The 10,651-nt window shown below is 68.4% G+C and carries 12 protein-coding genes and 1 pseudogene; 9 read left to right on the forward strand and 4 right to left on the reverse strand.

The window, feature by feature from the left end:
- Window positions 1–1,384: elongation factor G (locus ACFWPJ_RS11865; RefSeq protein WP_378849932.1), on the forward strand; the 1,384-nt coding region annotated here is incomplete at its 5' end.
- A 118-nt stretch (window positions 1,385–1,502) separates the two neighbouring features.
- Window positions 1,503–1,985, forward strand: coding sequence for a hypothetical protein (locus ACFWPJ_RS11870; protein WP_378849934.1), 483 nt, complete (start codon window positions 1,503–1,505; stop codon window positions 1,983–1,985).
- A 366-nt stretch (window positions 1,986–2,351) separates the two neighbouring features.
- Here ACFWPJ_RS11870 and ACFWPJ_RS11875 read toward each other — a convergent pair whose 3' ends face one another.
- Entirely contained in the window at window positions 2,352–2,969 is a 618-nt protein-coding gene (locus ACFWPJ_RS11875; RefSeq protein WP_378849936.1) for a TetR/AcrR family transcriptional regulator, read from the reverse strand.
- On the reverse strand, window positions 2,969–3,325 hold the full coding sequence (locus ACFWPJ_RS11880; RefSeq protein ID WP_378849938.1) for an SPW repeat protein: 357 nt from the start codon (window positions 3,323–3,325) through the stop codon (window positions 2,969–2,971). The genes ACFWPJ_RS11875 and ACFWPJ_RS11880 overlap by 1 nt, the downstream gene beginning before the upstream one ends.
- Before the next feature lie 251 nt (window positions 3,326–3,576).
- Here ACFWPJ_RS11880 and ACFWPJ_RS11885 point away from each other — a divergent pair, with 251 nt between their 5' ends.
- The 4 genes from ACFWPJ_RS11885 (at window position 3,577) to ACFWPJ_RS11900 (ending at window position 6,683) form a co-directional block, all read left to right on the forward strand.
- A complete protein-coding gene (locus ACFWPJ_RS11885) occupies window positions 3,577–4,776 on the forward strand; it encodes an NAD(P)/FAD-dependent oxidoreductase (protein WP_378849940.1) in 1,200 nt (399 codons plus the stop codon).
- Window positions 4,777–4,822: 46 nt separating this feature from the next.
- Complete coding sequence (locus tag ACFWPJ_RS11890; RefSeq protein WP_378849942.1) at window positions 4,823–5,032, forward strand: hypothetical protein; 210 nt, start codon at window positions 4,823–4,825, stop codon at window positions 5,030–5,032.
- A 62-nt stretch (window positions 5,033–5,094) separates the two neighbouring features.
- Window positions 5,095–5,859, forward strand: coding sequence for a glutamate racemase (locus ACFWPJ_RS11895; RefSeq protein ID WP_378849944.1), 765 nt, complete (start codon window positions 5,095–5,097; stop codon window positions 5,857–5,859).
- An 80-nt stretch (window positions 5,860–5,939) separates the two neighbouring features.
- Window positions 5,940–6,683 carry a DNA alkylation repair protein gene (locus tag ACFWPJ_RS11900; RefSeq protein WP_378849946.1) on the forward strand — a complete coding sequence of 248 codons (744 nt, stop codon included), beginning with the start codon at window positions 5,940–5,942 and terminating at the stop codon, window positions 6,681–6,683.
- 27 nt (window positions 6,684–6,710) lie between these two features.
- On the opposite strand, the gene ACFWPJ_RS11905 is transcribed toward ACFWPJ_RS11900, so the two are convergent.
- Entirely contained in the window at window positions 6,711–7,766 is a 1,056-nt protein-coding gene (locus tag ACFWPJ_RS11905; protein ID WP_378849948.1) for a 2Fe-2S iron-sulfur cluster-binding protein, read from the reverse strand.
- A 37-nt stretch (window positions 7,767–7,803) separates the two neighbouring features.
- Window positions 7,804–8,442 carry a mycofactocin system transcriptional regulator MftR2 gene (gene mftR2 / locus ACFWPJ_RS11910; protein WP_378849950.1) on the reverse strand — a complete coding sequence of 213 codons (639 nt, stop codon included), beginning with the start codon at window positions 8,440–8,442 and terminating at the stop codon, window positions 7,804–7,806.
- A 174-nt stretch (window positions 8,443–8,616) separates the two neighbouring features.
- Here mftR2 and mftA point away from each other — a divergent pair, with 174 nt between their 5' ends.
- The 3 genes and pseudogenes from mftA to ACFWPJ_RS11925 all read left to right on the forward strand — a co-directional run.
- Window positions 8,617–8,721 (forward strand): mycofactocin precursor MftA, encoded by a 105-nt coding sequence (gene mftA / locus ACFWPJ_RS11915; RefSeq protein WP_189025716.1) that lies wholly within the window; start codon window positions 8,617–8,619, stop codon window positions 8,719–8,721.
- A 2-nt stretch (window positions 8,722–8,723) separates the two neighbouring features.
- Entirely contained in the window at window positions 8,724–10,217 is a 1,494-nt protein-coding gene (gene mftC / locus ACFWPJ_RS11920) for a mycofactocin radical SAM maturase (RefSeq protein ID WP_378849956.1), read from the forward strand.
- Between the two features lie 139 nt (window positions 10,218–10,356).
- Window positions 10,357–10,651, forward strand: a pseudogene (locus ACFWPJ_RS11925) (mycofactocin system glycosyltransferase); the annotation flags it as partial.

Below are 10,651 nucleotides of genomic sequence, written 5' to 3' on the forward strand. Positions count from 1 at the left end.
CGACTGCGCGGCGATCCCGGTAGACGAGCTCAAGGCCGCCATCCGCACGATGACGGTCGACGCGTGCGCCTACCCGGTCCTGTGCGGTTCGGCGCTGGCCAACATCGGCGTGCAGCCGCTGCTGGACGCGGTCGTCGACTACCTGCCGTCGCCCTTGGATGTGGTTGCAGTGCATGGTGTCTCACCGGAAGGGGAGAACATCGACCGCGCACCCGATATCGCCGAGCCGTTCGCGGCGCTGGCGTTCAAGGTCGCGCTGCACCCGTTCTTCGGCAAGCTCGTGTACCTGCGGGTCTACTCGGGCCGCATCGAACCCGGTGCGGCCGTCCTGAATTCGACGAATGGACGAAAGGAGCGCCTCGGCAAACTGTTCCAGATGCATTCGAGTACCGAGATCGCCGTCGATCGGGTGCAGGCCGGTCAGATCTGTGCCGTGATCGGCCTGAAGGAGACGGGCACCGGCGACACCCTGTGCGATCGGAACGCGCCGATCGTGCTGGAGTCGATGACCTTCCCCGACCCAGTCCTGGCGGTCTCGATCGAACCGCGGACCCGCGCGGATCAGGACAAGCTGGGCGTCGCCCTGGCTCGCCTGGCCGAGGAGGATCCGACGTTCACCGTGTCCGTCGACACCGATACCGGCCAGACGGTCGTCGGCGGCATGGGCGAGCTGCATCTGGAGATCCTGGTCGACCGGATGAAGCGGGAGTTCCGGGTCGAGGCCGAGATCGGCGCACCACGGGTGGCCTATCGCGAAACCGTCACCGCCGCGGTGGATCTGTTCGAGTACACCCATCGCAAGCAGGTGGGTGGGCGCGGCCAGTTCGCCAAGGTGGTGATCGCGCTGGAGCCGCACGTGGCCGAAGACGGCGCGGTCTACGAATTCGAGAGCCGGGTCGCGGGCGGGCGCGTACCGCGGGAGTACATCCCCGCGGTCGACGCGGGCGCGCAGGACGCGCTGCGCGTCGGCGCGCTGGCCGGCTTCCCCCTGGTGAACGTGAAGGTGACGCTGCTCGACGGCGCCGCCCACGTGCAGGATTCGTCGGACCTGGCGTTCCGGATGGCAGGCGCGGCAGCGGTGCGAGCCGCGGTCGCGCGGGCGAAACCGGTTCTCCTCGAACCGATGATGGCCGTCGAGGTCGTCACTCCCGAGGAGTACGTCGGCGAGGTGATCGGTGACCTGAACGCCCGCCGCGGCCGCGTCACCGACCTCACCCAACGGGCAGGCGCCCACGTCGTGCGCGCCCTGACCCCGCTTCAGGAGATGTTCGGCTACATCGGGGACCTTCGCTCGAAGACCCGCGGCCGAGCGACCTACTCCATGGTGTTCGACTCCTACGCCCCGGTCCCACCGGGCGCCGCGGAGTCGATCATCGCCGGTTGATCGAGTGCCGGTGGCGTCGTACCGACAGGTGCGGCGTCACCGGATCCGGCCGAATTCGCCCGATCTTGCGTGCTGATGGCCCTGGCGCCGACCAAACATCCTAAGTAGTGTGGATGTTATGAGCGCAGCCTATGACGTCGTTCCGTTCAGCGAGTTGCTGCACAAGCCCGCGGTGACGACAGGCATGCTCGACCGGGTGCGGGCATTACGGCTACGTCGACGTGATGCCGGCGATCTCGCGTTGATGCGGGTGGATCAAATGCATGCCGAAGCGCAGGTGGTCGACTTCACGGCGCGCTTGCTCGCGGGGTTGATCAACCAATTGGGCGCCGAGGCGATCCGCGACGTTCTACCCGCGGCTGTTCCCTGGGTGACTTTCTTGCCCGACCCCGATCGCGAACAGTTCCTGACCGAGTTGGTCGCTGTCGCCAATGGTGCCGCGGCGCTGGAAAACCTGGCGCCGCTGGCGGTTCTCCTCACGCAGTGGCGCCACAGTGCCGAGCTATACGCCGACCCGGCCCTCCTCGAGCTTGTCACTCGGGAACCGGAGGGTGATCTCGGCCCTGTGCCGCGCCCGGACGTCGCCTGGCCCGCCGAGTGAGTCCGAAGCGCGGTGAGCGAGCCGCCGCACCACCGGTGGGGGAGGAGTTCGACATACGGTTCGGAACCAGCGAGGCGTGCACCGGTTGGGAGCAACTCGCCGCTCAGACACCGGGCAACCTCCGCCGCGCATACGATTCGATCCGGTCCGATCCGCGATCACGGGCGAGCCCCGATCGGCAGCATCGGTTGAAGGGCGCGCTCGGTTCGGCCCAATGGAAAGGCGCGACACTCGAACGCTGGCAGTTCGAAGTGACTGGTGCGGGCCGAATCTGGTACCTCGTTGATGACGATCGGCGCACCGTATGGATCACGTACGCGGGAACGGGACATCCGAAGGCGACTGACTGAGCCGTTGGGCATCGCCTCAGCCGAGCTGGGTCATCCCGGCGGCGACGACCCGGGCGACGTTCATCAGATCGTCGGTGGTGGGGACCGGGATGTCGTCGAGGGCGTGTAGGCGGTCGGTGCCCGCGATGGCGAACATGGCGGAGACCCAGGCGGCGGCGCAGGCGCGCAGGGTGCTGGGGCGGATGGGGGTGGGGACGCTTTCCTGGAGGACGCGGGCGGTGACGTCGAGGAGCTGGTCGCGGAGCTGGCGCAGGCGGCGGCGGACGTCGGGGTGGGTGTCGGCCTCGCGCCACATGATGACGCGCAGGACCGAGGAGTGGTGGTCGCGCAGGTTGATGGCGGTGTCGAGGTTGATCAGGCTGGTGGCCGGGTCACCGGGGGCGACGACGGCGTTCAGGTCGTCGATCGGCTGTTCCGGGACGCGTTCGCGTATGAGCGCGGACAGGATCGCGTTCTTGGTGGGGAAGTAGTAGAAGACCAGGCCCTTGGGCACACCGGCGGCCGCGGCAAGGGCCGCGGTGGGGGTGGCGTCGAAACCGTGTGCGGCGAACAGGTCTTCGGCGGCATCCAGAATGAGTTGCCGGGCGTCGCCATCGCGTTTCGCGTTGCGGCGCCCGACACGTCGGCCCGGCATCAGTGATGCGGAGCCATGTTGTGCAAGCGGGCATTCATCGCGGGCAGCGCGGCGACCGCCACGACCACCGTCACTACCCCGACCACCCATGCGGTCATGGACGCGCCGCGGAAGGCGGTGAAGTCCATCGCCCACGGCGAGATGAACAGCAGGACGCCGAACAGGCCCATGGCGTAATCGGCGGCGGCCATTTCCGCCCTGACCATCTGGAGCAGCCCGGTCGCCGCGATGAGCACGCCGAGCACGATCAACGTCCAGCGGGCGTTGTCGTTGGTGCTGACCCACAGGGGCGACAGCGCGGTGAATGCGCCGAGCACGACGGCGAGAAAATCCTGTGCACGGCTGTCGGTGAACATGGGGAAATGCCTCCTCGATGAGACGAAAAATACTTCTGACCTCGGTCTACTCCTGATTGACCGCCCGGTCGATACCGGAACCGGCACGGTTGTGTTGCGACGTGGGTGTCACCGGTGACCGGGCGCACTGGTACAAACATCTGGGGGCCGTAGTGGCCCGCGACACAAGACATGGCATGGGCGGCAGGCTCCCCGGCGGCGGTGGCTCGCGCGAGCGCGGAGAGCGCCGCACATGCCGAGAGGACACAGGTATGAGCGCGCCCATCGTGATCGTCGGAGCGGGTCTGGCAGGCCTGCGCACGGCGGAGGAACTGCGCAGGGCCGGGTACGAGGGCGGTGTGCTGCTGCTCGGCGACGAGTCGCGCCCGCCCTACGATCGCCCGCCGCTGTCCAAGCAGTTCGTCCGCGGCGAGACCGACGACACCACGCTGCGCCCGCCGGAGTTCTTCGCGGAGAAGGACATCGAGCTGCGCCTTGGCACCACGGTCACCGGGGTGGACACCGCCGCGCGCACCGTCACCCTCGCCGACGGCACCAGCCTCGGCTACGACCAGCTGATCATCGCGACCGGTCTGCGCCCGCGCAGGCTGCCCGGACTGTCCGAGGTGGCGGGCGTGCACGTGCTGCGCGCCCACGAGGACGCGCAGACCCTGCGCGCGGAACTGGACGGGGCGAACCGGGCGCTGATCATCGGCGCCGGTTTCATCGGCTGCGAACTGGCGGCCAGTTTCCGCGCGGCCGGAGTCGAGGTGAGCCTCGTCGAGCCGCAGCCGGCCCCGCTCGCCTCGGTGCTGGGCGAGCAGATCGGCGGCCTGGTCGCCCGCATGCATCGCGAGGAGGGCGTCGACCTGCGCTGCGGCGTCGGCGTCGACACGCTGCGCGCCGACGATTCCGGCCGGGTGCGTGGCGCGGTCCTCACCGACGGCACCGAGATCGTCGCCGACCTGGTCGTGATCGGTGTCGGCTCGGTCCCGGTCACCGACTGGCTGGCCGATTCCGGCATCGACATCGCCGACAGGGCCGCCGGCGGCGGGGTGCTCGCCGACGAGGTCGGCCGCACCTCCGCCGACGGTGTGTGGGCGGTCGGCGATGTCGCCGCCTGGCAGCACGACACCGGCGTCCGCAAGCGCGTCGAGCACTGGACCAGCGCGGGTGAACAGGCGAAACTCCTGGTCACCGCACTGCTCGGCGGTGCGGCTCCGACCGCGGCCAGGGTGCCGTATTTCTGGAGCGACCAGTACGACGTCAAGATCCAGGCCCTCGGCACCCCGTCGCCCACCGACGACGTCACCGTGGTCACCGACGACGGCCGCAAGTTCCTCGCCTACTACTCCCGCGACGGCATCCTCACCGCGGTTCTCGGCGCGGGCCTGACCGGTCAGGTGATGAAGCTGCGCGCCAAACTGGCCACCCCGACCCCGGTCGCCGACCTGCTCGCCGCGGCGGGCTGACCCGACGGCTCTGTCCGTAGCCGTGAAACTGGATTACTGTGGCGGCGTGGGGTTTACCGAGTACTCGGCCGGTGATGTCGTCTATTTCCCTGAGGGCCCGTTCAGCGGTATCTGCGGCGTCGTCCAGGAGGTCGATGTCCGTCGGTCGACACTGCGGCTGGAGTTCGCCGAAGGGGTCGCCCATCGTGAGGGCGGTGTCTTGCGGGAGCGGCGGCACAACCTGACGGTGGGATTCGACGAGATCGAGTTGGTCTAGCCTGCCCGGCAGGGACATGGTGGCGACCGGCCGATTCGAGCGCCTGTAATACGGTGGACCCCGTGATCGTCGCGCTTATCGATTCCGGCCTTGGCCTGCTGCCGACGGCTGCGTGGTTGCGCAAGTTGCGGCCCGATGTGGATCTGCTGCTCCTGCTCGACCCCGAGGGCGCACCCTGGGGGCCCAAACCGGAGGACTGGGTGGTCGAGCGGGTGCTCGGCGCGGCGCGGCAGGCGCTCGAACTGGGCGCCGAAGTGATCGTGCTGCCGTGCAATACCGCGAGCGTGACGGCGCTGGATCAGGTGCGGGCCGCGGTGGGGGAATCGGTGCCGGTGATCGGGACCGTGCCCGCCATCAAGCCCGCGGCCGCGCAGTGCAGGTCGGTGGCGGTGTGGGCGACCGCGGCGACCACCGCCAGCCGCTACCAGGCCGACCTGATCACCCGCTTCGCCGGTGACGCGAAGGTCGTCGGCGTGGCCTGTCACGGCCTGGCCGACGCGATCGACCGCGGCGACCTGCCCGCCATCCGCGATTCCATCGCCGACGCCGCCGCGCGCACGCCAGCCGACGTCGAGGGCGTTGTCCTCGGCTGCACGCACTATCCGCTGGTCATCGATGCCATCGTCGCCGCGCTGCCCGACGGTGTGCGCCTGTTCGACAGCGCCCAGGCCGTCGCCGCCCAGACCATTCGCAAGATGGACGAACTCGGCCGCCCGACGACGGGCAACGGCACCGTGACGGTCCGCAAAAGCGGACTCCCCGGTGAATTGCCGTCCAGCGCGGCGACATTCGAATCCGGTCGGCTACTCGGCGCCACCGACCTCTGACCGAGACGGTTCGGGATTGCCACGGATTGTCGGTGCACCGGTGTTGAATACGGGTGACTGTCCGTCGATCGGAGGTGTGCGTGGTATCCGAGGCTCCCACTGCCGACCAGGTGCGGTCCGCGCTGGCCGAACTGGCGAATCCGGCTGACGCGCAACACTTACAGCGCTTCTTCAAGACCGGCCCCGGTGAATACGGCGAGGGTGACGTCTTCCTCGGCGTCCGCGTCCCCGCCACCAGAAAGGTCGCGAAGCAGTTCGCCACCCTTCCGCTGAAACAGATCGGCGAGCTGCTCCACAGTCCGGTCCATGAAGAGCGCCTGGCCGCCCTGCTCATCCTGAACGCCCGCTTCGCCGCCGCGTCGAAACCGCGCACCCGCGACGACGCGGCCCGCGCGGAGATGGTCGAGTTCTACCTCGACGCCGTGCGCCGGGGCCGGGTGAACAACTGGGATCTGGTCGACGCCTCCGCCGAGCACATCGTCGGGCCCTGGCTGCTCGACAAGGACCGCGCCCTGCTGTTCGAACTGGCACAGCAGGATTCGCTGTGGGAGCGGCGGGTGGCGCTGCTGTCGACCTTCGCCTTCATCAAGGCGGGCGACGCCAGCACGACGCTGGAACTGGCCGCGAAGGTGCTCGACGACCGCCGCGACCTGATCCAGAAGGCGGTCGGCTGGATGCTGCGCGAGGTCGGCAAACGCGTCGACCCGGCGGTACTCACCGGGTTCCTCGATGTCTACGCGCCGAGCATGGGCCGCACCGCGTTGAGCTACGCCGTGGAGCACCTGGCCCCGGAGCAACGCGCCGCCTACCGGGCTATGCGGTGACAGGGGCGAGCTGGTCCGGGATCTGGCTCAGAACTGGATCTTGAGGTGGTCGGTGACCGGTCGCGCCTGGCAGCCCAGGATGTACCCGTTCTCGATGTCCTCGGGGTCGAGGATCTCGGCGTTGCCCATCTCCACCTTGCCCTCGAGCACGGTGCACGCGCAGGACCCGCACTCGCCCTCCTGGCAGGAGTAGGGCACGTCCAGACCCTTGTCGAGCATGATGTCGACGAGGGTCTGCTTGCGCGGCCAGGACAGCTCGTGCACCTGCCCGTCGAGCTCCACCTCGACCGTCGCCGCGTCGGCGGCCTCTTCGTCGCTGACCTCGACCGGGGCGTGGTCGGCGAACGGGTCACCGGCGAGGGAGTTGAACACCTCGGCGTGGGTGCGGGCGCGCGGCACCTCCAGGGTGGCCAGCGCGTCGTGCACCAGGTCCATGAACGGCTTCGGCCCGCACATGAACGCCTCGTAGGCGGTGTAGGGCGCGACCAGCGTCGAGAGCATGTCGGCGGTCGGCAGCCCGAGCAGCGGTTCGAGCCAGTGGATGACGGTGAGCCGCTGCGGGTGCTTGCCCACGAGCTCGCGCAGCTCGTCGGCGAAGATCACCGAGTTCGCGTCGCGGTTGGCGTAGACCAGCACGACCTTGCCGGTGCCCTGCGACAGCGCCGACTTCAGGATCGACATCACCGGGGTGATGCCGCTGCCCGCGCCGAACAGCAGCAGGTTCTCGTCGAGGTTCTTGGGCGTGAAGACGCCCGACGGCGGCAGCACCTCGAGCTGGTCGCCCGCGGAGATGTTGTCGCACAGCCAGTTCGAGCCGTAGCCGCCCTCGGTGCGCTTGACTGTCACCTTGGGCAGATCGTCGGTGTACGGCGAGCTGGCCAGCGAGTAGCAGCGCGCGACCGAGCCGGTCTGGTCGCTGGGGATGCGCAGGGTCAGGAACTGGCCCGGCGAGTAGGTCATGCGTTCGCGGAGGTCGGCGGGCACTTCGAAGACCACGGAGTTGGTGTCGGCCGTTTCGGCGATCACCGCGGCCACCCGCAGCACCACCGAGCGCGAACCGTGCGGAACCTCGACTGTGGTCATGTCGTCCTCTCGAACAAAACTAGAACGTGTTTCAGTTTCATGCTAGGCCGGGACGCGCCTGCAGGGCAAGCTGTGCCTCGAGACCGGCGACCAGCACCTCCATCCCGAAGTCGTAGGAGTACTTGCCGCGCAGGTCCGCCATGTACTTCGTGGCTCGTGCCACCGCCTCGGGCAACAGCACGTCCGCCGGCGCCGAGCGGTCACGCGGATTCACCCGGCTGCGGCCGAACAGGTAGGTGTGGATGGTCGCGTACGCGGCCAGCACGTTGCGGTCGCTGAAGCCGGCGTCGAACAGGATCTCCATCACCGCGTCGATCAGGTCGAGCTGCTTGCCGAGCATCTGCTCGAGCAGGATGTCGCCCAGGCCGGGATGCCTGCGCAGTTTATCGTCTATCTGATCGATCAGATCGCGCAGGCGCTCCTGCCACGGCCCCGACTCGCGCGCGGGCTTGCGCACCCCGAGTAGCGCGGCGCTGGCCACCAGGTCGAGCAGTTCCCGTTTGTCGGCGACGTAGTAGTACGGCGCCATCGGCGAGACGCCGAGCTCGCGGGAGAGTCTGCGCATCGACAGCTTCTCCACACCGTCCTCGCGCACGACTCGTAGCGCCGCCTCGACGATCTCCGACTCCGAGAGTGTGGAATGCGCGCCGCTTCCTGCCCCTCCGTGGTTACGCAAGCTTCTGCCTCACCTCTGCTGCCACCGGGCTCACCGGCCCGTTCCCGTCCGCTCCCGGAAGTCTAGAGGGGCGCCCCAGAGCGCTCGTGGCCATCGAGATTTTCGAATTCCGCCCCTTTATGGCAGTGACTGACGTTAAAGTCGGCGGTGACCGGCAACACAATGGAGGTAGTCATGCCCGAGAACGCAACGCGTGCGACCGTCGAATCCGACGAAGACCTGGTCACCGAGACGCTGATCGAAGAGGTCAGCATCGACGGCATGTGCGGCGTGTACTGACCATGGAGGCAGGTGTGCTCGATCTCGACACCCGCTGGGCGCTGCATCCGCGCGTCTCGCTGCGGCCGGAATCCTTCGGTGCGCTGCTGTATCACTTCGGCACTCGCAAGCTCTCGTTCCTCAAGAGCCGCGACCTCGTCGACGTGGTGCAGTCGCTGCCCGCCCATGCCTCGGTGCGGGACGCGCTGCGGGCCAAAGGCGTCGGTGCGTCCGACGCGCACCTCGCGGCGCTCGCGCAGCTGGCCGACACCGACATGATCGTGCCCGCACCGGGTCCGGTCACCCCGGTGACACCGGTGAGCATGCCTGCCTCCACGGACACCACCCAGGGCGGCAGGCTGATCGACCGCTTCGAATCGGGTCTGGCCGCACCGATCTGCCTCACCTGGGAACTCACCTACGCGTGCAACCTGTCGTGCGTGCACTGCCTGTCCTCGTCGGGTCGTCGTGACCCGAACGAGCTGACGACCGAGCAGTGCAAGGCGCTGATCGACGAGTTCGAGCGCATGCAGATCTTCTACGTCAACATCGGCGGCGGCGAACCGACGGTGCGCCCCGACTTCTGGGAACTGGTCGACTACGCGACCGCCCACCATGTCGGGGTCAAGTTCTCCACCAACGGCGTTCGCATCAACGAGGAGGTCGCCGCCCGGCTGGCCGCCAGCGACTACGTCGACGTGCAGATCTCCCTCGACGGCGCCGACGCCGAGGTCAACGACGCCGTGCGCGGCCCCGGCTCCTACGACACCGCGATCCGCGCCCTGGAGAACCTGCACAACGCGGGCTTCAAGGACGCCAAGCTCTCGGTCGTCGCGACCCGGCACAACATCGCCCAGCTCGACGAATTCAAGGCCATCGCCGACCGTTACGGCGCGACCCTGCGCCTGACCCGCCTGCGCCCGTCGGGCCGCGGCGCCGACGTCTGGGACGAACTGCACCCGCTGCCCGAGCAGCAGCGCGAGCTCTACGACTGGCTGGTCGCCAACGGCGAGGGCGTGCTCACCGGCGACTCGTTCTTCCACCTGTCCGCCTTCGGTTCCGCGCTGCCCGGCCTGAACATGTGCGGCGCGGGCCGGGTGGTGTGCCTGGTCGACCCGGTGGGTGACGTCTACGCCTGCCCGTTCGCCATCCACGACCGGTTCAAGGCCGGAAACATCGTCGCCGACGGCGGTTTCGACGCGGTGTGGACCACCTCGGAGCTGTTCGCCGAACTGCGCGAGCCGGTCGACGGTGGCGCCTGCACCAAGTGCTCGCACTACGACGCGTGCCGCGGCGGCTGCATGGCGGCGAAGTTCTTCACCGGCCTGCCCGCCAACGGCCCGGACCCGGAATGTGTTCAGGGCTATGGCGAAGCGGCGCTGTCGATGCCTGGACGCACGATTCCCCGACCCGCGGTCGACCATTCGCGCCCGGTTCGTACCCGAGGCCGGGTGTCGCTGCCGTTGACCGTGAAGCGTGCTCCTGCCAAGGCGTGCAACGAGAGTCCGCTCGGCTAGGCGGGCCAGTTGCCGAAAGTGCGCTGCCGATCTTGTTGACGCGTCCGGTTACCGGTCACGGCGGCATTTCTGGCGGACTTTCCTCCTTTTTTGTGGGGTGATGATGTCTGCGAGCTCGACTGCGAATAGCATGCGAGGAATGCGCCATGATCGTCTGCCCGACGGCTTCGGGGTACGGATCGATCCACGGGTACGCGCATTTTCCGGGGGTCGGATCCTGATCGGTGGATCGCCCGCGCGGATGCTGCGCCTGGCCCCGGAGGCCGCCGAGCTGATCGGCGACGGGTACCTGGAGGTGACCGATACCAAGTCCGCGATCGTCGCCCGCCGGCTGCTCGATTCCGGTGTGGCGAACCCGCGGCCGCGGCTGCTGCCCTCGCTCGACGACGTCACCGTCGTCATCCCGCTCTACAACCTGTCTCTTATACACAAAA

The organism is Nocardia sp. NPDC058497 (assembly GCF_042720195.1).
GTDB lineage: Bacteria > Actinomycetota > Actinomycetes > Mycobacteriales > Mycobacteriaceae > Nocardia.

Bases quoted from the DNA above. Each gene is read 5' to 3' on its own strand.
- ACFWPJ_RS11870 (WP_378849934.1), top strand. From the start codon at position 1,503: ATGAGCGCAGCCTATGACGTCGTTCCGTTCAGCGAGTTGCTGCACAAG.
- ACFWPJ_RS11875 (WP_378849936.1), bottom strand. From the start codon at position 2,969: ATGCCGGGCCGACGTGTCGGGCGCCGCAACGCGAAACGCGATGGCGAC.
- ACFWPJ_RS11880 (WP_378849938.1), bottom strand. From the start codon at position 3,325: ATGTTCACCGACAGCCGTGCACAGGATTTTCTCGCCGTCGTGCTCGGC.
- ACFWPJ_RS11885 (WP_378849940.1), top strand. From the start codon at position 3,577: ATGAGCGCGCCCATCGTGATCGTCGGAGCGGGTCTGGCAGGCCTGCGC.
- ACFWPJ_RS11905 (WP_378849948.1), bottom strand. From the start codon at position 7,766: ATGACCACAGTCGAGGTTCCGCACGGTTCGCGCTCGGTGGTGCTGCGG.
- mftA (WP_189025716.1), top strand. From the start codon at position 8,617: ATGCCCGAGAACGCAACGCGTGCGACCGTCGAATCCGACGAAGACCTG.
- mftC (WP_378849956.1), top strand. From the start codon at position 8,724: ATGGAGGCAGGTGTGCTCGATCTCGACACCCGCTGGGCGCTGCATCCG.